Annotated in this window: 20 protein-coding genes; 17 read left to right on the top strand and 3 right to left on the bottom strand. The window is 65.4% G+C overall.

All coding sequences use genetic code 11. The features are described 5' to 3' along the window. Window positions 1–143: 143 nt before the first annotated feature. From F8D48_RS03520 to F8D48_RS03510, 4 genes are read left to right on the top strand one after another with little or no spacing between them, the layout of a single operon-like run. Complete coding sequence (locus tag F8D48_RS03520) at window positions 144–569, top strand: helix-turn-helix transcriptional regulator (protein ID WP_201757678.1); 426 nt, start codon at window positions 144–146, stop codon at window positions 567–569. Window positions 570–575: 6 nt separating this feature from the next. After that, entirely contained in the window at window positions 576–1628 is a 1053-nt protein-coding gene (locus tag F8D48_RS03515; protein WP_151429976.1) for a hypothetical protein, read from the top strand. After that, window positions 1609–1776 (top strand): hypothetical protein, encoded by a 168-nt coding sequence (locus tag F8D48_RS11575; protein WP_160324387.1) that lies wholly within the window; start codon window positions 1609–1611, stop codon window positions 1774–1776. Before F8D48_RS03515 ends, F8D48_RS11575 begins: the two co-directional genes overlap by 20 nt. A gap of 8 nt (window positions 1777–1784) precedes the next feature. Next, window positions 1785–2528, top strand: a complete 744-nt coding sequence (locus tag F8D48_RS03510) for a HEPN domain-containing protein (protein WP_151429975.1) — start codon at window positions 1785–1787, stop codon at window positions 2526–2528. Between the two features lie 286 nt (window positions 2529–2814). Here the strand turns inward: F8D48_RS03510 and F8D48_RS03505 are convergent, their stop codons facing one another. Continuing rightward, complete coding sequence (locus F8D48_RS03505) at window positions 2815–3063, bottom strand: hypothetical protein (RefSeq protein WP_151429974.1); 249 nt, start codon at window positions 3061–3063, stop codon at window positions 2815–2817. A gap of 168 nt (window positions 3064–3231) precedes the next feature. On the opposite strand from F8D48_RS03505, the gene F8D48_RS11900 reads away from it, so the two are divergent. After that, window positions 3232–3609, top strand: coding sequence for a pyridoxal-phosphate dependent enzyme (locus F8D48_RS11900; RefSeq protein ID WP_151429973.1), 378 nt, complete (start codon window positions 3232–3234; stop codon window positions 3607–3609). 43 nt (window positions 3610–3652) lie between these two features. Here F8D48_RS11900 and F8D48_RS11895 read toward each other — a convergent pair whose 3' ends face one another. Then, window positions 3653–4954, bottom strand: coding sequence for an isochorismatase family protein (locus tag F8D48_RS11895; RefSeq protein WP_236650612.1), 1302 nt, complete (start codon window positions 4952–4954; stop codon window positions 3653–3655). Between the two features lie 210 nt (window positions 4955–5164). Between F8D48_RS11895 and F8D48_RS03485 the strand changes: the two genes are divergently transcribed. The 8 genes from F8D48_RS03485 to F8D48_RS03450 all read left to right on the top strand — a co-directional run bounded on the left by F8D48_RS03485 (window position 5165) and on the right by F8D48_RS03450 (window position 13210). Beyond that, window positions 5165–6109, top strand: a complete 945-nt coding sequence (locus F8D48_RS03485) for an SPFH domain-containing protein (RefSeq protein ID WP_135971575.1) — start codon at window positions 5165–5167, stop codon at window positions 6107–6109. A gap of 170 nt (window positions 6110–6279) precedes the next feature. Beyond that, window positions 6280–6627: a 50S ribosomal protein L19 gene (gene rplS, locus F8D48_RS03480; protein WP_151429972.1), complete on the top strand. Its 348-nt coding sequence runs from the start codon at window positions 6280–6282 to the stop codon at window positions 6625–6627. A 110-nt stretch (window positions 6628–6737) separates the two neighbouring features. Further along, entirely contained in the window at window positions 6738–7523 is a 786-nt protein-coding gene (locus F8D48_RS03475; RefSeq protein ID WP_151429980.1) for a ribonuclease HII, read from the top strand. Between the two features lie 425 nt (window positions 7524–7948). Beyond that, window positions 7949–8353 carry a YraN family protein gene (locus tag F8D48_RS03470; protein ID WP_135971304.1) on the top strand — a complete coding sequence of 135 codons (405 nt, stop codon included), beginning with the start codon at window positions 7949–7951 and terminating at the stop codon, window positions 8351–8353. Window positions 8354–8380: 27 nt separating this feature from the next. After that, window positions 8381–9862, top strand: a complete 1482-nt coding sequence (locus F8D48_RS03465; RefSeq protein ID WP_236650611.1) for a YifB family Mg chelatase-like AAA ATPase — start codon at window positions 8381–8383, stop codon at window positions 9860–9862. Window position 9863: 1 nt separating this feature from the next. Then, a complete protein-coding gene (gene dprA / locus F8D48_RS03460) occupies window positions 9864–10823 on the top strand; it encodes a DNA-processing protein DprA (RefSeq protein ID WP_201757677.1) in 960 nt (319 codons plus the stop codon). Window positions 10824–10916: 93 nt separating this feature from the next. After that, complete coding sequence (gene trmFO / locus F8D48_RS03455; RefSeq protein WP_240806202.1) at window positions 10917–12272, top strand: methylenetetrahydrofolate--tRNA-(uracil(54)-C(5))-methyltransferase (FADH(2)-oxidizing) TrmFO; 1356 nt, start codon at window positions 10917–10919, stop codon at window positions 12270–12272. Then, a complete protein-coding gene (locus F8D48_RS03450) occupies window positions 12269–13210 on the top strand; it encodes a tyrosine recombinase (RefSeq protein ID WP_151429968.1) in 942 nt (313 codons plus the stop codon). Before trmFO ends, F8D48_RS03450 begins: the two co-directional genes overlap by 4 nt. Window positions 13211–13836: 626 nt before the next feature. Here F8D48_RS03450 and F8D48_RS03445 read toward each other — a convergent pair. Next, window positions 13837–14061, bottom strand: a complete 225-nt coding sequence (locus F8D48_RS03445; protein WP_135971300.1) for a helix-turn-helix domain-containing protein — start codon at window positions 14059–14061, stop codon at window positions 13837–13839. A gap of 422 nt (window positions 14062–14483) precedes the next feature. Here F8D48_RS03445 and F8D48_RS03440 point away from each other — a divergent pair, with 422 nt between their 5' ends. The 4 genes from F8D48_RS03440 (at window position 14484) to gdhA (ending at window position 21233) form a co-directional block, all read left to right on the top strand. Continuing rightward, complete coding sequence (locus F8D48_RS03440; RefSeq protein ID WP_170272709.1) at window positions 14484–15791, top strand: MFS transporter; 1308 nt, start codon at window positions 14484–14486, stop codon at window positions 15789–15791. Window positions 15792–16031: 240 nt separating this feature from the next. Next, complete coding sequence (gene uvrA, locus F8D48_RS03435) at window positions 16032–18947, top strand: excinuclease ABC subunit UvrA (protein WP_151429966.1); 2916 nt, start codon at window positions 16032–16034, stop codon at window positions 18945–18947. A gap of 75 nt (window positions 18948–19022) precedes the next feature. Further along, complete coding sequence (locus F8D48_RS03430; RefSeq protein ID WP_151429965.1) at window positions 19023–19748, top strand: hypothetical protein; 726 nt, start codon at window positions 19023–19025, stop codon at window positions 19746–19748. Between the two features lie 153 nt (window positions 19749–19901). After that, a complete protein-coding gene (gene gdhA, locus F8D48_RS03425; RefSeq protein ID WP_151429964.1) occupies window positions 19902–21233 on the top strand; it encodes an NADP-specific glutamate dehydrogenase in 1332 nt (443 codons plus the stop codon). Window positions 21234–21272 lie beyond the last annotated feature (39 nt).

Below are 21272 nucleotides of genomic sequence, written 5' to 3'. Positions count from 1 at the left end.
CAAGAGGGATCACTACACACTTTTGTGCCTATAAGAGAGTTGGACGGAGACAACTCGGAGCCTCAAGAATCGAAGATTCAACTGGGGAAACCTAGGAAAATCTTACACACTTTTGTTCCTATATCCCTGGAATGAGGATTAACGTGGCTAATGCGGACGAAAGCATCATATCCCGCTTCCAGGAGAATCTTGAGACGATCAGAAAGGTCGCTGGATGGACTTCCCAGGAACTCGCAGACGAGATCGGGGTCACGCGACAAACCATCAGTAACCTTGAGAGCGGCAGGTCGAAGATGACCAAGACGCAGTATCTTGCTTTGCGCACAGTGCTGAATTTCGAGATTATCCAGAATGACAATCGCTCCCTTGCAACCATCGTCAAGTCGCTTGTAGATGACATGGAGCTGCCTGCGGGTTATGAGGTATCTCTTGATCCGGTTGCCCACTCGCAGGGTGATAGAAGGAAGAACGCCGCAATGATAGGTCTGAGCGTCCTTACCGCGGCGGCTGCGGGAAGCATAGGCGCAATAGGCCTGCTGTCAGGCCTTACTGCCCTGTGGAAGAAGTGATGTGAGATGAATGAGATAGTAAAGGCCGAAATCGAGCTGGATGCCGTACCCGAGAGCGAAGGGCAGCCCAAAACAGTACGAGTTGATATGACGAGACTCGCCAACCCCGCGACAGCCTCTGTGGCAAGGGTCGCTCAGTTTGTGCAGTTGGGCAAAGATGCCCTTGGTGCGCTTAATCCTGAGGAAGTCCTTATCGTCAACATCCCGAAGGGGGTCAAGGAGGATATCAAAAAGGGCGTTGCGTGGCTCAACGAGAAAAAGGACGGGAGCGGAATCCTCCCACAGGTCATGGTTGAATCAGAAAGCGGCCGTAAGCAGGTCAAGAAGATTCTCACGGCAGAGTCGGAGTCCCTCGTTCCCGAAGACCTTCATAGAGCGCTCACTCAAGACCTCAACAGTATCTACCTCCAGCAGCAGCTGCCAGCGATTGCTGCTCAACTGGAGGAGACATTGGATTGTGTCTACCAGATAAAACAAGGGCAAAAAGACGATAGGGTTGGCGCTTTGCTTGGCGCGGTCAACCAGATCCATTACGCCCTCGACACCAATGATGAGGCGGTCCTGAAGAACGCCATCGGATCTCTTCAAAAGGAATCAAGGGTGTTGGGAGAATCTCTCAAGACCCTCGTATCGACCTTTGAAGAGGTGCCTGAGTCAAAGCTTCAGCTCGTTCTGAAGATGGCTTTTGGCATGGACTACTCAACCAAGAAGAAGAGCGAGCTGGACGAGATAACCGAGTACTTCGAGCTTTACGAGAAAGCCCAGGAGGCATTAGTGGTCGGAGCATATCTCGCAAACGGCGAGAGAGGAATGAAATCCATCCTGGTGCAACGTAGAGCCTTCCTGGAGAGTTTGGACGTCAACAATCTTCAGACATTGAAAAATCTCTTGCCGGCAAGTGCGCTTGAGCATAAATGGATCAACGAGATTGAAGAGTTTATTGCGGAGTCTGAACGGGAATACAGGCTCCTTCCTGAAGGATCTTACGACTCAATTGAAGTAAAAGTAACAGCAGGCCAGCTATTGGAGGCGATTGAAGATGACGAAGCAGAAGAGTGAAGAAAAGAATTCTAACGACGTAGAACATGGCAACGTCGTTATGAATCAGGTGATAGATGCGGTAAAAGTCGGCGTTCCAGCTGTGGCAGGCTTCGCACTGACGGTTGTCAAAGGCGTGCCAAAGGTTATTAAGCTGATTAAGCGATAGGAGCTGTATTGAATATCTTGCTTAGATTCGGGGCTGGCCTATTTGGTACCGCAGTAGCCGCATTTATCGGAGGCAAGCTTTATAGCGAGCACTATTACAAAGAGGATGGATTCAACCCTAACGGCTATGACCGTGACGGCTATGACCGAGAGGGCTTTAACGAGGACGGGTTTGATCGTGAGGGATACAATCGAGCCGGATTCGATAAGAGGGGATTTAACCGCGACGGTTACGACCAAGAGGGCTATGACAGGAGTGGCTATGATTCGCAGGGTTTCGACAGACGCGGTTTCGACCACAACGGGTTTAACTCTGACGGACTCGACTCAAGTGGCTATAACCGGAAGGGCTACAACAACGACGGAATAGATCGTGTCGGCTTCGACTTCGGTTACTACAGCTCCGCCATCAAGGAGATGAGGGAGCTGGCGCAGAAAGCCCACGGACAGATGAAACGGGGAGAGTTGCCGTATGCGTTTCGCGATATCCGTGTTGATGCAGAAAAGGTTCTTAAAGCGATTCTTCGACACAATGGGAAAAGAATCGACAAGGGCGAGAATCTGAGTGACATGATTTACAAGTGTAAGCGGTCAAAGCTCGTTCCCTTGGAATTGTGTGAAAAACTCGACGGCCTCCGTTTTCGGTGCAACGATACGCAACATGACACGGAGGTAGAGAAGAGCTACAACGAGGCACATTTCTGCTATAAGACACTATGTGAAGCAATCGATTATCTTGAAGAGATTACTTAACCGTAGATTGCGAATAGTACACGGCTGCCTTTTAGTGTCAAGGGGACGGTTCTCTTGACACTCGCATCTTTCGGTAGCGTTGTGTCCCCATGAAGCCTGTGGTATAAATGCCCGGGTGGCTGAATAAGTTGCCTCCAAGCGCCGGGGGCAGTCCCCCGGCATTTTTATTGGAGCTAAGAAGCGGGGCTGCGGAACCTGTTTTGCCCCGAAGCTTTTTGCTCGAAGTGCGGGCCGCGATGGCGTGTTCCTCGCTAAAGCACGAACGCGCTCGACTTGAGTGAAATGCTCACCGCTCGGGTGCTTTACAGCAGGAAACCGAAGCGGTAGGGACACAATTGCCGCCGTGCTTCGGTTTCGTTGGCACTATTATAGCAGCTACTTCAACTTTGTTACTGTGCGTTTTTTTGTCGACGAAGAGCAACGATTTGACCTTGCGGTTGAGGGATAGCTGTTTTTTCAATTCGCTGAGTACTTGTTGGTCGCGGGTGTTCTTCATGCGTTTGGAGTCGAACACGATACGGTACGACTGGTTCATGGCTTTCTTGATGTTTTTTGCCTACGATAGACATATGTCAAAGGGACGGTTCTCTCAACATCCGCATCTCGTCATTTTGAACTGAAGTCGCCGTTCCGTCTGAGGCGGCGATTTTTGTTTGCTAGAATGCGCTTCGAGATATGATGACCCCGAAGGTGAGGGGAAGCGATGATTTGCGATAACGTGCTTCAGGCGGTGGGAGGGACGCCGCTCGTGCGCCTGCAGCGCATGGCGGGGCCCGAGGATGCCCAGGTGCTCGTGAAGTTCGAAGGTGTGAACGTGGGCGGGTCGGTGAAGATGCGCACGGCGCTCAAGATGATCGAGGAGGCCCTGGACTGCGCCCGGCGCCTTGCGCGGGAGGAGGGCCTGTTCTGCGGCATCTCCTCGGGTACCAACGTGGTCGCGGTCCTGCGTCTGGCGGCGAAGCTCGGCCCGGGCAAGACGGTGGTCGCGCTGGCCCCGATACCGGCGAGCGCTACTTTTCCACGCCGTTACTGTGATTGCGGGCGGCCTGAAGGCCGCCCCTACAGAGAGTTGCTGCTGTAGTCGTGGGCGGCCTAGATGTCAGGAGAACCGTCCCCTTTGACATTCAGGCCAGTATCTCCAGGATGAGCTGGCAGCGGGTGCCGATGGGGATGGTGTTGGCGTCCAGGAAGGTGCGGATCTGGCGGCGGGGGAGCACGAAGGGCTCGATGAGCTCGGCGGCCTCGGGAGCCGCTGCGCCGCCCGGCTCCACTTGGGCGAACACGACGTGCACGTTCTCCTCGGCGAGGCCGGTGGACGAGAATCCCGGTTGGGGCAGCGGGCGCACCGGCGCGTCCACGTCGTCGCGCAGGCGGTAGCCCGTCTCCTCGTACAACTCGCGGGCCACGGCCTCCTCCAGCGATTCGCCGGCATCCACGAGCCCGGCGGGAAGCGAGATGCACCAGCTGTTCAGCGGGTAGCGGAACTCGCGTTCCAGAAGCACCGATCCGTCGGGCAGGATCGGCACGATGCACACGGCATCGGGTGTGGGAGGCTCGCCGGCACCGAGCGCGTCGAGCGCCGCGCGGTAGGCTTCGGGCCCCTTGCGCGAGACGCCCTCGTAGGCGTAGGGGCGCCCGTCGGGCATCGTGTAGTGCAGGTGGTACTTGTTGATCCAGCCTGTGGACACGGTCTCGATGGAGGCGAGTTGGGGGGTAGAGGTAGCGGGGAAGGAGGGAAGAACCTCGTCGGACCCGGCCGCGTCTTCGGATGTGGTGCCGTTTGCGGTCGTCGTTTGCCGGGCAGGAGAGGCATCAGCGGCGGCACCTTCGACGTCCTTAAGGCTCGCCGTTCCCGTGGCTGCCAGTTCGTCGGCGGTCAGAATCTGCACCCCGACGTGTGCCATATCCGCCAGGTTCGCCCGCTGCACTTCCGGGGTGCGCGACGAGGTGGCGTCGGCGAGCACGGCCACGTTGTAGCCGAGCGCCATCCCGTCGTAGGCCGTCGAGCGCACGCAATTCGGCGTCGTGGTGCCCGCGAGCACGATGGTGCCGATGCCGCGTGCCTGCAGCCGCTCGTGCAGATCGGTGCCGAAGAAGGCCGACCAGCTCGGCTTTACGATAACAGGCTCGCCCTCGCGCGGCGCCAGCTCGGGCGGACAGACGAGGCTCTCGGGCCACGCGGTTGACAACGGTCGGCCGCCTTGCGCCCATGTTCCGTGGCGCACCGCTTCCACATCGCTGCCGTCGGCGGCGTATTCGCGGCGCACATGGTAGACGGCCAGCCCGTGGTCCCGCGCCGCGGCAAGGGCGCGCTCGCAGGCGGGGATCGTGGCGGCGGCGCCGGCGATGCACAGGGGCGAGGCGGGGTCGATGAAGCCCCTCTGCATGTCGATGAGGATCAGCGCGGTGCGGGCAGCGTCGGTCATGGGAGCTCCTTCTTTCAACGGTGTCAACGCGTAGAGGGGGCGCGGGATGCTCTGTTCGAGCAAGTTTCGCAGCTGCAACATACGTAGCATGTTGCAAGCGAGGACTGTCTGAGCGAATCAGGATGTCCTGCACCTCCGACCGGCGACGAGTGCGAGAGTGCTATACTGCCACCAATATTCTCACCGTGCAACTGAGAGAAAGGGAACCCCATGATCCTCCTCGGCATCCTCATCGTGCTGCTCGTGCTGCTCGCACCGCAGATCTTCTTCATCGTGCCGCAGCAGAACGTCTACATCATCGAGCGGCTCGGCAAGTTCAACCGCACCGTGGGCGCGGGCCTGAACATCAAGATCCCGTTCTTCGAGACCGTCGCCGCCAAGGTTGACATGCGCACGCGCCAGGAGCAGTTCACTATCGACGCGAAGACCCGCGACAACGTGACCGTCACCATGGCCATTGCCGCCCAGTACCGTGTGAGCGCCCAGCCGGCCGCCCAGGGGCAGCCCTCGGGCGTGTGGCGCAGCTACTACATGCTGGCCAATCCCACGGCCCAGATGCGCTCCTACCTCATCGACGCGCTGCGCTCCAGCGTGCCCCAGTACACGCTGGACGAGGTATTCGACAAGAAGGACGCCATCGCCTCGGATGTGAACCAGACGGTATCGGGCCTCATGGTGGCCTACGGCTACGACGTGGTGAGCACGCTCATCACGGCCATCGACCTGCCGGCCGACGTGGAGCAGTCCATGAACCGCATCAACTCCGCCCAGCGGGAGAAGGAGGCGGCCCAGTCCCTCGCCGAGGCCGAGCGCATCAAGGTGGTCACCGAGGCCCGGGCCCGCGCCGAGGCCATGGAGCAGGCCGGCCGCGGCATCGCCGCCCAGCGCAAGGCCATCGCCGACGGCATCTCCGAGTCGCTCGCGGTCATCAAGAGCTCCGGCGTGTCGGCGGCCGAGGCCAACCAGCTGTTCATCTTCACCCAGTGGACCGACATGATGAGCGAGTTCGCCCGCAACGGCCGCCAGTCCACGGTGGTGCTGCCGAGCGACTTCTCCCAGACGGCGTCCATGTTCGAGCAGATGCTCGTGGCCCAGGAGACAGAAGGCGAAGACGAGTTCGTCATCGTGGAGGAAGAGGCGCCCGGCCGCGCCTAGGGCTGGCTCCGCTGCGCCTAACCGGCGTTCCCCAACCGTTCCCGTGGATTTTCGCGGAATGGCGGGGAAATTTTCCTTGCGCGGGCGCGGTAGTGGCGATATACTGTCAAATCGCGTCCATAACTAGATGAAATCGCAAGACCACTGGAAGTATAGAGTAGGAAATGGCAATGGATATCATTCGCGCTATCGAGCAGCAGCAGATCAAGCAGGACCTCCCCGAGTTCAACGTGGGCGATAACGTCAAGGTCCACTACCGCATCAAGGAAGGCAACCGCGAGCGCATCCAGGTGTTCCAGGGCGACGTCATCCGCCGCCAGGGCGCTTCGGTCCGCGAGACCTTCACCGTGCGCAAGATCAGCTTCTCCATCGGCGTCGAGCGTACCTTCCCGGTGCATTCCCCGAAGATCGAGAAGATCGAGGTGACCCGTCACGGCGACGTGCGTCGCGCCAAGCTGTACTACCTGCGCAACAAGGTGGGCAAGGCCGCCAAGATCAAGGAGAAGTCGTTCCGCTAGGACGCAACTTCCGTGTACTGCCAAGGGCTCCTTCGGGGGCCCTTTTTCTTGGGTTGACCTGTGGCTATCGCAGGCTCCAGCCCTGCCGACGATGAGAGGAGAGCCTGGTGATCGACCTGACCGTCCCCGAGATACGCGCCAAGCTCCAGCACGCCGACGCGGCCGCCTTCGCCGTGCTGGAGCGCTCGCTGGTGGCCGATACCCGCAAGGGGGTGCGCCAGGCCGTGGAGGTGGCGCGCCGCCGTCTCGAGGCCGAGGCCGCCGAGGCGGAGCGGCTGGCGAGTATGTACGCCTTCGAGCGACAGCTGGCCGCCGAGCGGGGCGGCCGGGTGATTCTCGGCCTCGACGAGGTGGGGCGCGGTCCCCTGGCTGGCCCCTTGGCCGTGGGCGGCGTCGTCCTCGGGGAGGAGGTCATCGCCGGGCTCAACGACTCCAAGCAGGTGCGGCCGGAGGACCGCGAGGCCATCGCCGACGCCGTGCGCGAGCGGGCCCGGGCGTGGACGGTGCAGTACGTGGAGCCGGCCGATATCGACCGCGACGGCATGACCGCCTCCCTGCGACGGGCGTTTGGGGCCGCCATCGCCGCTGTGGAGGCGGCCGGCGTGGCCGTGGACGTGGTGCTCCTGGATGGCAACCCGCTTCGTCTGGACGAGCGGGAGGTGAGCGTGGTGAAGGGCGACGGGAAGTGCGCCTCCATCGCCGCGGCCTCCATCGTGGCCAAGGTGGCCCGCGACGGCCTCATGGAGGCCTACGACGCCGAGTACCCGGGCTATGGCTTCGCGGGGAACAAGGGCTATGGATCCGAGGGGCATTTGGCTGCCATTCGGGAGCGGGGGCTCACCCCCATCCATCGCCGCAGCTTCTGTACCTCCTTCACCCAAGAGAGCCTTTTCTAGCGACCCGAGGGGCGAGGGGCGACACAGCGACGGCTTGCGACCGCTAACAAGGCGGCGCCGTGGCGTTTCGCTGGCGGCGCGGGGGCGGCGCGGCAGCGCCCTGCGGGCGGTTCGGCGACGGTGCCGGGGCGGTGCGCGGCGGGGGTTATCGGCGGTTTTCCCGCGACATAAGTGCGACTTTGGGAGAGTAGGGTGCTCCTACCGAGAAAGGAGCACGCCTCATGGTCACGATAGAGGAAGCGGCCGTCGGCCGCGCTGCGGCGCCCGCGAAAAAGCGCCGACAGGCCAAAGACGCCCCCATAGGAAAACATGCGGCCCCGACCGAGGGCGATAACAAGCCGCGAAAGCGCAAGTCCTCCTCGCGAAAGGCATCGCCAGGGGTTGTCGGAACTGCCGCGCGGCGGTCGTCCAAGGGGAAGACGGCTGTGGGCGGATCGGCGCCTGCCACGGTCCGGGAGCCGCGCGGGCGGCGCAACCGGGCCCTCGGGGCTCGCGGAGAGGATGCAGCCGTCCGATTTCTCGAGGCCCGGGGCTACCATATCCTCGAGCGCAACTGGACCTGCTTCGCCGGCGAGGCGGACATCATCGCCGCTGACGGGACGACTCTCGTTTTCGTCGAGGTGAAGACGCGCCGCGACGATTCCCACGGGCTGCCCTCCGAGGCCGTGGGCCGGGCCAAGCGCGAGCGTTACGAGAAGATCGCCCTCGCCTACGTGACCGACCACTTCTTCGATGAGGCTGTGGTGCGTTTCGACGTGGTGGCCATTACCGTGCTGCCCGAGGACCGCGCCTTCGTGAGCCATCATGTCGGCGCCTACTCGGCGGGCTGAGCCATGGCCTTTGGACAATGCGCAGTCATGAGCGCCACCGTGCGCGGGGTGGATGTGGTGCCCGTCACCGTGGAGGTGGTGGTTTCCGGGGGTCTGCCGGGCATGGCCATCGTCGGCATGCCGGATGCGGCCATCCAAGAGGCCCGGGAGCGGGTGCGGGCGGCCATCCGCGCCGCCGGCTTCAAAATGCCGGGGGAGAAGATCGTCGTGAACCTGGCGCCGAGTCATCTGCGCAAGACGGGCTCGGGCTTCGATCTGCCCATCGCCCTGGGCATCCTCGTGGCCACCGGGCAGATCGATCCGGCTTGGGCCCGGGATACTCTCTACGTGGGGGAGCTGTCGCTGGACGGCACCGTGCGGCCTGTGGCCGGAACCCTGGCCTGTGGCATCTGCGCCCGTTCCTGCGAGCTCGATTTCGTCTGTGCCCGGGACAGCGACCCGGTGCCCCTGGAGGGCGTGCGCATCCTTGCCATCGACCGCCTCGATGCGGCGGCGGGGGAGGGCGGCGCGGCCCGATGTCTGAGCCTCCACGGCCGGGGCCGGGGTGCTTCGGGGCCGTCGGGTGCGCCGGACTATCGCGAGGTGTCGGGCCACGAGGGGGCGAAGCGCGCCTTTCAGATCGCAGCGGCCGGTGGTCACGGCCTGCTCATGATGGGGCCGCCCGGGGCCGGCAAGACCATGCTCGCCTCTCGGATGCCCTCCATCCTGCCTCCCCTCGATCCCGATGAGGCCCTCGAGGCGGCGGTGGTGCACTCGGTGGCCGGCGAGCCCATCGCCTCCGTCATCGCCGGCGAGCGCCCTTTCCGCAGCCCGCACCACAGCGCCTCCCTCGCGGGGCTCGTGGGCGGGGGCAGCCCCATCCGCCCGGGGGAGATCTCCCTGGCCCATCATGGCGTCCTCTTCCTCGATGAGCTGCCGGAGTTCCGGTCATCGGTGCTCCAGGGCATCCGCCAGCCGCTGGAGAGCGGGGCGGTCACCATCACCCGGGCCGACGGCAACGTGGTCTTCCCGGCCCGTTTCATGCTGGTGGGCGCGGCGAACCCGTGTCCCTGCGGCTACTTCGGCGACGACCGCCACGAGTGCACCTGCACTGTGCCCCAGATACGGGCCTACCAGAACCGCATCGGCGGCCCGCTCATGGATCGCATCGACATTCACCTCGATGTGCGGCGCACGCCGCCGAGCGTCGTGCTCTCGCCCCAGGGCGGCCTCGATTCGGCCACCCTGCGGGAGGGGGTGCTCCGGGGCCGCGCCTTCGCGGCACGACGCGCGGCCGGGACGGCGAGCCGTCGGGCGCCGTTCAGCGTCGAGGGGTGCGCCCTGGACGAGGGGGCGCGGTCGTTTCTCGTGTCCATGGCGGAGCTGCACTCCATGAGCGGCCGGGCCATCGTGCGCACCCTGTCGGTGGCGCGCACCATCGCAGATATGGACGAGGCGGAGACGGTGGGGTGCGAGCACCTGGCCGAGGCGGTGAGCTACCGCGTCCGCGACGGAATAGGAGGTTGCTGACATGCCCGTGCTATCCATGAGGCTCTCCGGCGAGCGCTTCGAGCTCGCTGGAGACGACAGAGCGTTCCCGCCCTTGCTCAAGGCTTCCCCGCGGCCCCCGGAGCGTCTCTACGGGGTGGGCGATCCTTCGGCCCTGCGACCGGGGCTCGCCGTGGTGGGGGCGCGTCGGGCGACGCCCTACGGCCGCACGGCGGCCCGGCGCTTCGCCTCGGCCGCTGCCGTCCGGGGCATCCCCATCGTGTCCGGGGGCGCCCGGGGTTGCGATGCGGTTGCCCACGAGGCGGCCCTGGCTGCCGGTTGTCCCACCGTGGCCTTTCTCGGCGGCGGCTGCGACCAGCTCTATCCTGCCGAGAACGCCGGGCTGTTCCAGCGCATCGTCGATGGTGGCGGGGCCGTGGTGTCCGAGCGCCCCTGGGACTTCCCTCCCCAGCCCTATACTTTCCGCGAGCGCAACCGGCTCATTGCGGGCCTCGCGCGGGCCACGCTCATTGTGGAGGCCGGCCTGCCCTCGGGCACCTTCTCCACGGCCGACGAGGCCCTGGCGGCCGGACGGGAGGTGTGGGTGGTGCCGGGGGCCATCACCTCCGAGAATTCCCGCGGCGCCAACCGCTTGCTCTACCAGGGCGCCCTGCCCATCATCGACGACGACAGCTTCGCCGATGCCCTGTTTCTCACCTACGGGTGCCTGAGGGAGCCTGAAGCGGAGGGAGGGAAGGGGGAAGGAGCCGATGCGCCGCTCGCGGGACGGGCAGCTGAGGAGGCCCTGCTCGCCGCCCTGGCCGCCGAGCCCCTCGGCATGGAGGAGCTGCGCGAACTGGCTCGGGCCCACGGCCCGGCGGGCGGGGAGCTGCCGTGGCTCATGGTCTGGCTTGCCACGGCCCAGCGGGATGGCCTCGTCGCCCAGTACCCGGACGGCCGCTACGGGCCGCGGCTGCCCGCACTGGAAGGAGGCCGGCCATGAGCCGCGCGATCGTGACGTCCTGGGGGAGCGCCGCCGGATTGACGGGGGTGACCGTGCCGTTATTTGGTATCCTGTTGAGCCATGACATACCATGTGAACATAGTAGGCGGCGGTCTGGCGGGCAGCGAGGCGGCCCTCGATCTGGCGGACCGCGGCATTGCGGTGAGCCTGTGGGAAATGCGTCCCGAACGCCGGACCCCCGTGCACCATACGGGAGGGCTGGCCGAGCTCGTCTGCTCGAACTCCCTCAAGAGCACCAAGCCCGACAGCGCGGCGGGACTGCTGAAGGAGGAGCTTGCGGTCCTCGGCTCGCCGCTCATGGAGGAGGCCCGGGCTACGGCTGTGGCGGCCGGCGGTGCCCTGGCCGTGGATCGGACGCTGTTCAGCCGGGCGGTGACCGAGCGCGTGGAGGCCCATCCCCTCATCGAGGTGGTGCGTCGGGAGGCGACGGATATCGCCGCGCTCGCCCGCGGGGCCGACGCGGTCGTCCTGGCGAGCGGCCCGCTCACCTCCGACGGGCTCTCCTCGGCGCTCATGGCCCTGACCGGCCGCGACGCTCTGGCCTTCTACGACGCCGCGGCCCCGGTGGTGATGGCGGACTCCATCGATCGGGAACGCGTGTTCCGCCAGAGCCGCTACGAGGATGCCAGCGCCGGCGGCGACTACCTGAACGCTCCGTTCTCCCGGGAGGAGTACGAGCGCTTCGTCGACGAGCTGCTCTGCGCCGAGCGGGTCATCGCCAAGGACTTCGAGAGTCGGGAGCTGTTCCAGGCCTGCCAGCCCATTGAGGAGATCGCCCGGGCCGGTCGCGACGCGCCGCGCTTCGGGGCCCTCAAGCCGGTCGGCCTCACCGATCCGCGCACGGGACGCCGCCCCTGGGCTGCCCTCCAACTGCGGGCCGAGGACGCTTGCGGCCAAAGCTACAACCTGGTGGGCTTTCAGACCAACCTCACCTTTCCGGAGCAGCGCCGCGTGTTCCGCCTCATCCCCGGTCTGGAGCAGGCCGAGTTCGCCCGCTACGGCGTGATGCACCGCAACACGTTCCTCGATGCGCCGCGCCTGCTAGATGACCACGGGCGCCTCGTCTCCGATGAGGCCCGGGCCCTGGGCGCGCCGATTTACGTGGCGGGTCAGCTGGGCGGCACCGAGGGGTACTGCGAGGCCATCCGCTCGGGGCTCCATGTTGCCCTGGCTGTGACGGCCGATCTGCGCGGGCGCGTCCTTCCGCCGCTGCCGCCCGACACGGTATGGGGGGCGCTTCTGGCCTACGCTACGGACCCGGCCACGACGGACTACCAGCCCATGCACGTGAACTTCGGCATCCTGAGGCCCCTCGACCCGCCGGTGCGCAACAAGCGGGAGCGCTACGGTGCCTACGCCCGTCGGGCCTCGGAGGCTCTCGACGGCTACCGCATCGCCCTCGAGGCTGCGGGCCTGATGGCGCCATGACGGGCGAGGAGCTGCCCGAGCTGCCCGGCGCCGGGGAGGTGGAGCGGTTCTGCACCGCTCTGGCCGTGGAGCAGGGGGCCTCGGCCCACACGGTGCGGGCCTATCGCGAGGATCTGCGGGCCTATCTGGCATGGGCCCGCCGAAGCGGCCTTTCCCCCTGGGAGGTGTCCTATCGCCAGCTGCGCCGCTACCTGGCCGAGCTCGACCAGGCCCGCTACGCTCGCACGACCATTAAGCGCCACCTGTCCTCGCTGCGCTCGTTCTTCCGCTGGGCCAATCGGGCCGGCGTCACCGCCAGCGACCCGGCCGGGGTCGTCCAGGCCCCCAAGGCCGCGCGGCGGCTGCCCAAGACCATCGCCCGGGATGACATGGCGGCCTTGCTGGCCGTCTACGGCGAGGTAGACGCCGACGGTGCGCCACGGGAGCAGACGGCGGCGGAGATGCGGGACGCGGCCCTGCTCGAGTTCCTCTTCTCCTGTGGCGCCCGCGTGTCCGAGGCGGCGGGGCTGCGTCTGGACTGGGTCGATTTCCCGGCTGGCGAGGTAAAGGTGTTCGGCAAGCGGTCCAAGGAGCGCATCGTGCCCCTGTCCCGGAAGGGGGCACGGGCCATGGAGCGCTATCTGAACGAGGCGCGGTCGGATCTGCTCCAGGGGCAGGCCAGCGAGTTCTTCTTCGTGTCGAATCGCGGGCGTCCCCTGAGCGCCGACGGCATCCGCAAGATGTTCAAGCGCGCCCTGCGGGCCGCCGGCCTCGACGAGAGCCTGTCGCCCCATGCCATGCGCCATTCCTTTGCCACCGAGTTGCTCGATGGCGATGCCGACCTGCGCAGCGTCCAGGACATGCTCGGCCACGCGAGCCTGTCCACCACCCAGATCTACACCCACGTGAGCCCCGATCGCCTCAAGCGCGTCCACGGTCTCGCCCATCCTCGGGCCTGAGCTCGCGCCGCCCGTCGACGGCCTCGATCTCAGCCGCTCTGCGTGCAGCTCCGTTCGGGGCTACACTCCCGTGCGCACCGTTCCCTTCGGGTCGTCGCGGGCGCATCCTTTGTCAAGGCGGCCCCCTCCTCCCTGTTCGCAGGGCGCCTCCCTTCCGTTACGGCGTGAAAACGGCCCTGTGGCGCGGATGTTTCGATGCGGTTGCCCGCTTCCTACGGTTTTCCCGCGCAAGGCGCTCTGCGCTGCATCCGTGGGAAGATGCTCCCAAAGGTTGCCAAGGACCCGACCTTGAGCCGGGCCTCCGCTGAAGGGAGGAGCCATGAGTCGCAAGAAGGCGAAGATGCTATTTTGGGCGGCCCTCGTCGTGCTCGCCTATATTCCCTATCTCATGCAGACCGCCGGGCACGCTGTCCTGTAGCGCGGATCTCGATTCCGGAATCCCCCCGGACGACCGATCTCCCTCTCCGCGGAAGACGGCGGCCGAGTCTAAATGACCCGCGCGGAAAATCGCCGGTGCGGGAAGCGAGCGGAGGAAGATGTCGCGGCCCAGCGGCTGAGTCGAAATGACCCGCGCGGAGAATAGCCGGTGCGGGATGGGGGTGGGGGAGTGCCGCGCGGTGGCCCGGCTAGAATGTGATGAGATCGCGCAGTTCCATATCGAGGGCATCGGCGATAGCTATGTACATGGCGATGCTGGGATTGTGCTGGCCCTTTTCGATGCGGTGGATATGGGCCTGATCGGTGCTGATCATCTTGGCGAGCTTGTCTTGGGACAGACCTTGGTCCTTGCGCTGCCGACGGATCTCGGCGCCCAATTCCATGATACGTTCCCGTGTCGCTGCTCTGTTCATGGGTTCATCTTATGGTTATGCCCCTTTTGACGTATGCCAGAAGAAACATAAATCGGTGTTTGCCCGGTCGCGCGTCCGTTCCCCGCGGTCAGCGGTCGGCCGAACGGCCGTCGAAACAGCCTCTCTCCATGGTTGACGGTTGGGGTGGGGCGGCGCCCGTCTTTCTCTGCTTCCGGCGGTTAGGGGTCGAGAGCGGCCGGCCACTCCCACACGATGCCGCCGTCCCGCAACCGCCCGCCGACGGCGGGCGGTTGCGGGGGATCACCGTTCCCGCGCCCAATGGGGCCGTTTCATCGCTGAGCGGTGAACTTCGCGTTTCCCCTTGAATTCCGCGGTCCGGGGGTTCATACTGCTCGCACCTTCTCGGGGGTGACCTCCCGAAAGGTTCTACGGCTGGCACGTTTGACCCATGGAGGATGGCAATGCACAAGGCGCATTTGACGGACGCTCAGTCCCTGCGCGGTTTTATCCTGGCGACCTTCGCCTTTCTGGCTATTTTCGCATCGACGGCGGTGCCCATTCCGCTGTATGCCGACTACCAGGTCACCATCGGGCTCACGACGGCCGACATCTCCAACACCATGTTCACCTACCTCACGGGTGTGAGCCTCACGCTGTTCCTGGCCGGTCGCGTGTCCGATTCCCTCGGCCGCGTGCCCGTGGCCAGCCTCACCGTTATGCTGGCCGTGTTCGGCTGCATCATGTTCCTGCGGGCCGGCAGCGGCGCCGATGTGCTCGCGGCCCGCTTCGTGCAGGGGCTGGCCGCCGGCTTCGGCATGAGCGCCGTATCGTCGCTGGTCATCGACTGCGTGGGGGAGAAGCACCTGAGCTGGGGATCCACCGTGGCCAGCTGCGGCGCCATGTTCGGCATCATGGTCGGCTCCATCGGCGTGGGCATCCTGTACGACCTCGTGCCCGACCTGACGGCCATCTACGGGGTCATGATCGCGATTCTGGTCCTGAGCCTGTTCCTCGTGAACTTCGTCCACGAGCCCCTCGATCGCACCGTCTCGCTGCGGGCCTCCATCCGACCGCGCGTCTTCATTCCCCGCGATTGCCGCCGCCTGTTCGCTGCCGTGGCGGTGGTGTACCTGTCCACGTGGATGGTGGGCTGCTTCTTCCAGTCGTTCTCGGCGCCCATCGCCTACGGCTGCTTCGGCGCCACCTCGCCCCTGCCCGGCTCGGTCATCCTGGCTCTTGCCATGGCGCCCTCGGTGCTCGGCGGCCCCCTCGTGCAGCGCTTCCGGCCCAAGCGGGCGCTCGTGGTCTCCATGGGGGTGACCACGGCCTCGGTCGCGGCTCTGGCCCTGTTCGTGGCCACCGGCGCCGAGGGGGTCTTCATGGTGGCCTGCGGGCTGTTCAGCGTGGCCATGGGCGCGGCTTTGGCCACGGCCCTGCGCATGCTGCTGCTGGAGGTGAACGTGCTCCAGGTGTCGGCCATCCTCTCCTCGGTGAACCTCGTGGCCTACGCTGGCTCGGCGGTGACGGGGCTTCTGTGCGGAGCGCTGCTCGGCGCCACCTCCTACGTGGTCGTGTTCGCCGTGATGACGCTTGTGCTCGCCGTCTCCTGTGCCTTCGTTGTGGCCACGGTGCGCACGGCCCGGGTGCGCAAGAAGTCGAAGCGCCTGACCCTGCGCCGCTTCCACAAGAAGCGCAATGCCGAGCTGGCCGCCTTGGACGAGGTGCCGCCCGAGGTGATCGCCGAGGACGCCGCGCCGGCCCTCGCCTAGGGGTGTTCGAACCGGGCAGTCGGCCGCGCCGGCCTCCGCTGAGGCTGCCAGGCTGTGCCGTTCTGCCCGCTGCTACGGCGCGAGCCTGCGAAGATTCCATGGAGGCGAACAAAAGTTCCCTTTAAGGCTGGCGCCACGGCCCGCTGCCCACTAAAATAGCCAGCGAAAACTAGAAGCTGCGCAGCGGGCCTCCCCTCAGGGCGCCCGCTGCGCTACGTCGCGAAGGAAACGAAGCGATCCATGGCAAATGAAATCGTGATCAAGGGCGCCCGCGAGCACAATCTGAAGGACGTCGATCTCACCATACCCCGCGATGAGCTCGTTGTCATCACGGGCCTGTCCGGCTCGGGCAAGTCGAGCCTCGCCTTCGACACCATGTACGCCGAGGGCCAGCGCCGCTACGTGGAGAGCCTCTCCAGCTACGCCCGTATGTTCCTAGGCCAGATGTCCAAGCCCGATGTGGACTCCATCGACGGGCTTTCCCCGGCCGTGTCCATCGACCAGAAGACCACTTCGAAGAACCCCCGCTCTACTGTGGGCACCACCACCGAGATCTACGACTACCTGCGCCTGCTGTTCGCGCGGGTGGGCGTGCCCCACTGCCCCGAGTGCGGACGGGAGATCAAGAAGCAGACCACCGACCAGGTGACCGACGAGATTCTGCGCCTGGGCGACGGGGCCCAGGGCGAGGCTACGAAGGCCATCCTCATGGCACCGGTGGTGGCCGGCCGCAAGGGCGAGTTCACCAAGCTCTTCGCCGATCTGCAGAAGGAGGGCTTCTCCCGCGTGCGCATCGACGGCGAGATCGTGAAGCTGACCGGCGAGCCCCTTACCCTGAACAAGAAGATCAAGCACTTCATCGACGTGGTGGTGGACCGCGTGACGCTGAAGGAGTCGGCCACGAGTCGTATCGCCGAGGCCGTGGAGCTGGCCTGCAAGCTGGCGAGCGGGCGCGTGCTCGTGCAGGTGCTCGGGCCCGACGGCGCACCGCTCGGCGAGGCCGGCGGCACCTCATCGGGGGCCACGGGCGGGCTCGGGGAAGGGGAGCACCTCTTCTCGCTGGCCCTCGCATGCCCCGAGCACGGGCATTCCATGGACGAGCTGCAGCCCCGCGACTTCTCCTTCAACGCCCCCTACGGTGCCTGTCCCGATTGCCTCGGCATCGGCAGCCGCGACGAGGTGGACGCGTCGCTTGTGGTGCCCGACCCGTCCCTTACCCTGAACGAGGGGGTTATCGCGCCGTTCAAGAGCGGCAACTACTATCCCCAGGTGTTGCGCGCCGTGGCCGAGCACGTGGGCACCGATGCCGACACCCCCTGGGAGGATATGTCGAAGAAGGCGCAGAAGGCCATTATGAACGGCCTGGGGAATGAGAAGGTGCGGGTGGACTACCGCACCGTGGACGGCCGCGACACCTATTGGTACATCGAGTGGGAGGGAGTGCTGGGCGCCGTGAAGCGCCGCTACACCGAGGCCCAGTCCGATGCCCAGCGCGAGAAGCTGGCGGCCTACTTCGCCACGGTGCCCTGCGAGACCTGCGGGGGCCAGCGCTTGAAGCCGGAGATTCTGGCCGTCACGGTGAACGACCGGTCCATCCATGATGTCACCGAGATGTCGGCGGCCGAGTCGCTGGCCTTCTTCGAGGGCCTGCACTTCACCGGCCAGGCGGCGGTCATCGCCCTGCCCATCGTGAAGGAGATCCGCGAGCGGTTGCGCTTCCTTGTGGACGTGGGGCTCGACTACCTCACCCTGGAGCGGGCCACGGCCACGCTCTCGGGCGGCGAGGCCCAGCGCATTCGGCTCGCCACCCAGATCGGCGCCGGGCTCATGGGCGTGCTCTACATCCTGGACGAGCCCTCCATCGGTTTGCATCAGCGCGACAACGAGCGGCTCATCGCCACTTTGGAGCGCCTGCGCGATCTGGGGAACACCGTGGTCGTCGTGGAGCACGACGAGGATACCATCCGCGCGGCCGACTTCGTGGTGGACATGGGGCCGGGCGCCGGCGAGCACGGCGGCGTGGTCATCGCCGCGGGCACCCCGGCCGAGGTCATGGCCACGGAAGGCTCCATCACTGCCGACTACCTGGCGGGCCGCCGTCGCATCGAGGTGCCTGCCGAACGCCGCCGTCCCAAGCGCGGTTCGGTGAAGATGACCGGCGCCACGGAGAACAACCTGAACAACGTCACGCTGGAGGTGCCCATCGGCACGCTGACGGTCATCACTGGCGTGTCCGGCTCCGGCAAGAGCTCGCTCATCACCGACACTCTGGCTCCGGCCCTGGCGAATCGCCTGAACCACGCCCATCGCCGCACGGGGCCCTACCGCAAAATCACCGGGTTGGACAAGCTCGACAAGGTCATCAACATCGATCAGAGCCCCATCGGCCGCACCCCGCGCTCGAACCCGGCCACCTATATCGGGCTGTGGGACGACATCCGTGCCCTGTTCGCCAGCACGCAGGAGGCCAAGGCCCGCGGCTACGCGCCCGGGCGCTTCTCCTTCAACGTGAGCGGCGGCCGCTGCGAGGCCTGCAAGGGCGACGGCCAGATCAAGATCGAGATGCACTTTTTGCCCGATGTGTACGTGCCCTGCGAGGTGTGCAACGGCGAGCGCTACAACCGCGAGACGCTGCAAGTGACCTACCGCGGCAAGAACATCTCGGAAGTGCTCGACATGACCGTGGAAGACGCGCTCGCCTTCTTCGAGAACATCCCGGGCATCCGCCGCAAGCTGCAGACGCTCTTCGACGTGGGCCTCGGCTACATTCGCCTGGGCCAGCCGGCCACCACGCTCTCGGGCGGCGAGGCCCAGCGCGTGAAGCTCGCGAGCGAGCTACAGAAGCGCCAGAGCGGCAAGACCTTCTACATCCTGGATGAGCCCACCACGGGCCTGCATTTCGAGGACGTGCGCCAGCTGCTCGAGGTGCTGCAGCGTCTGGTGGACGCCGGCAACACGGTGCTCGTCATCGAGCACAACCTGGACGTCATCAAGTGCGCCGACCACATCGTGGATCTGGGCCCCGAGGGCGGCGACCGCGGCGGTACCATCATCGCGAGCGGCACGCCCGAGCAAGTGGCCGAGGTGGAGGGCTCCTACACGGGCCACTTCGTCAAGCGCATGCTGGAAGAGGCGAAGAGGCCTCCCGTGGCCTAGGGCTGCCGCGTCCATCTCGTGGACATCGGCCCCCGTCGGGTTCGCCCTGGCGGGGGTTCGCTATAATTAAGGGCTATGAAGAAACGCACGCGGGAAAAAGTGGCCCTCTTGGTCTTCGCGCTGCTCGTCGTTCTCGGCGGCAGCGTGCTCTTGCGCTATTTCGAGACGGGCCGTTCTTGGAACGTGGCCGCCTCGGTGGTGGACGACGCCTTCGGGCAGATGAAGGGCTACACCGCCATCGTCTACGACGGCACCTTCGACAGCCTCGATGCCCTGCGCCCGGCCATGGATCCCGAGGCCATCGGGGCCGAGGAGCCTGCGAGCTTGGGGGCCATGGTGCTCTCCGAGCTCTCGCGGCTGCCGTTGTCCATGCGAGAGCGGCCCGTGTACGCCTCGGACGTGCGCTCGCTCTATGAGGAGAAGGGGGCCGGTGTCATCACCTTGGATGCCGCCGATCTGCGCCGCTACGAGAAACCCACCATCCTCATGGCCGGCGATCGCAAGATCGGCGTCGTGGCCATCGACTACTACGCCTCCAAGAAGCAGCTGGAGAAAGTGCGTCGCGAGTTGACGGACGCCGGGGCCCAGTCTCTCGTCTGCCTCGTGCCCCGTCTGTCGTGCCTGGCCACTATCGAGGGGTTCCAGGCGGTCATCGTCACCGACGACGACCAGGCCGAGCCGGGGCTCGGGGAGGGGGCCGAAGGGGCCCACATCGTCTACGCCCCCGAGCGGGGCTCGGTGGGAGTCGTGCTGCTGACGGCTTTGAACGTGCCCTCCTCCAAAGTCTACGCCTCCCTCTGATTCCGTTCACCGCCGCTGTTCGCGCCCGGCGGCCCCCTTTGTTTCCTGTCAGTTAATAACTCACCGTTTTGGAAAAGCCGCGTCCTATAATGCGGCCAGAAGCCAGCGGGCGTGCGCGCGCCGCGGCACCCCGACACGTCAAGGAGGTCCGCATTGAGTTACGTCGAGAACGTCATTGAGCAGGTGAAGGCGAAGAACGCCGAGCAGCCCGAGTTCATCCAGGCTGTCACCGAGGTGCTCCAGTCCCTGGAGCCGGTCATCGAGGCCCATCCGGAATACGAGCAGGCCTCCCTCCTCGAGCGCATCGTGGAGCCTGAGCGCGTGGTCATGTTCCGCGTGCCCTGGGTGGACGATAGCGGCAAGGTGCAGGTCAACCGCGGCTTCCGCGTGCAGTTCAACAGCGCCATCGGCCCCTACAAAGGGGGACTCCGCCTGCACCCGTCGGTGAACCTGGGCATCATCAAGTTCCTCGGCTTCGAGCAGATCTTCAAGAACAGCCTGACCACCCTGCCCATGGGCGGCGGCAAGGGCGGCTGCGACTTCGATCCGAAGGGCAAGTCCGACATGGAGGTCATGCGCTTCTGCCAGTCCTTCATGACCGAGCTGGCCCGCCACATCGGTGCTGACACCGACGTGCCCGCCGGCGACATCGGCACGGGCGCCCGTGAGATCGGCTACATGTTCGGCCAGTACAAGCGCATGAAGGACGTTTTCGAGGGCGTGCTCACCGGCAAGGGCCTCTCCTTCGGCGGATCGCTGGCCCGCACTGAGGCCACCGGCTACGGCCTGGTGTACCTGGTGCAGGAGCACTTGAAGTGCACCGGCGACAGCTTCGAGGGCAAGACCGTCTGCATCTCCGGCTCCGGCAACGTGGCCATCTACGCGACGCAGAAGGCCCAGCAGCTCGGCGCCACGGTGGTCACCCTGTCCGACTCCACCGGCTGGATCTACGACCCGGCGGGCATCGATGTGGAACTGGTGAAGCAGATCAAGGAAGTGGAGCGCGGCCGCATCTCCGAGTACGCCGCCCGCCGCGAGGGCGTCACCTACCACGAGGGCCGCGGCGTGTGGGTCACCCCCTGCGACATCGCGCTGCCCTGCGCCACCCAAAACGAGGTGCTCATCGATGATGTGAAGGCGCTCGTGGCCAACGGTTGCCAGATCCTCGCCGAGGGCGCGAACATGCCCACCACCCTGGACGCCACCGAGTACCTTCAGGAAAACGGCGTCGTGTTCTTCCCCGGCAAGGCCGCCAACGCCGGCGGCGTGGCCACCTCGGGCCTGGAGATGTCCCAGAACTCCGAGCGCCTGTCCTGGACCTTCGAGGAAGTGGACGCGAAGCTCAACGGCATCATGGTGAGCATCTACCACGCCATCGCCGACGCCGCCCGCCGTTACGGCCACGAGGGCAACTACGTCATGGGCGCCAACATCGCCGGCTTCGAGAAGGTCGCCGACGCCATGATGGCCCAGGGCATCGTGTAAGGGTTCTGCCCGAGCGGCTCCGTTGATAGCATGCATGAG

The organism is Adlercreutzia muris (assembly GCF_008831045.1).
Taxonomy (GTDB): domain Bacteria; phylum Actinomycetota; class Coriobacteriia; order Coriobacteriales; family Eggerthellaceae; genus Adlercreutzia; species Adlercreutzia muris.
This window is presented reverse-complemented; position numbering and strand designations above follow the sequence as displayed.

What these genes read in the sequence shown, in the direction of transcription:
- F8D48_RS03515 (WP_151429976.1), top strand. Translation starts at nt 576, where the DNA reads ATGAATGAGATAGTAAAGGCCGAAATCGAGCTGGATGCCGTACCCGAG.
- F8D48_RS11575 (WP_160324387.1), top strand. Translation starts at nt 1,609, where the DNA reads ATGACGAAGCAGAAGAGTGAAGAAAAGAATTCTAACGACGTAGAACAT.
- F8D48_RS03505 (WP_151429974.1), bottom strand. Translation starts at nt 3,063, where the DNA reads ATGAACCAGTCGTACCGTATCGTGTTCGACTCCAAACGCATGAAGAAC.
- F8D48_RS11900 (WP_151429973.1), top strand. Translation starts at nt 3,232, where the DNA reads ATGATTTGCGATAACGTGCTTCAGGCGGTGGGAGGGACGCCGCTCGTG.
- F8D48_RS11895 (WP_236650612.1), bottom strand. Translation starts at nt 4,954, where the DNA reads ATGACCGACGCTGCCCGCACCGCGCTGATCCTCATCGACATGCAGAGG.
- F8D48_RS03485 (WP_135971575.1), top strand. Translation starts at nt 5,165, where the DNA reads ATGATCCTCCTCGGCATCCTCATCGTGCTGCTCGTGCTGCTCGCACCG.
- rplS (WP_151429972.1), top strand. Translation starts at nt 6,280, where the DNA reads ATGGATATCATTCGCGCTATCGAGCAGCAGCAGATCAAGCAGGACCTC.
- F8D48_RS03465 (WP_236650611.1), top strand. Translation starts at nt 8,381, where the DNA reads ATGAGCGCCACCGTGCGCGGGGTGGATGTGGTGCCCGTCACCGTGGAG.
- dprA (WP_201757677.1), top strand. Translation starts at nt 9,864, where the DNA reads ATGCCCGTGCTATCCATGAGGCTCTCCGGCGAGCGCTTCGAGCTCGCT.
- F8D48_RS03450 (WP_151429968.1), top strand. Translation starts at nt 12,269, where the DNA reads ATGACGGGCGAGGAGCTGCCCGAGCTGCCCGGCGCCGGGGAGGTGGAG.
- F8D48_RS03445 (WP_135971300.1), bottom strand. Translation starts at nt 14,061, where the DNA reads ATGAACAGAGCAGCGACACGGGAACGTATCATGGAATTGGGCGCCGAG.
- F8D48_RS03440 (WP_170272709.1), top strand. Translation starts at nt 14,484, where the DNA reads ATGCACAAGGCGCATTTGACGGACGCTCAGTCCCTGCGCGGTTTTATC.
- uvrA (WP_151429966.1), top strand. Translation starts at nt 16,032, where the DNA reads ATGGCAAATGAAATCGTGATCAAGGGCGCCCGCGAGCACAATCTGAAG.
- F8D48_RS03430 (WP_151429965.1), top strand. Translation starts at nt 19,023, where the DNA reads ATGAAGAAACGCACGCGGGAAAAAGTGGCCCTCTTGGTCTTCGCGCTG.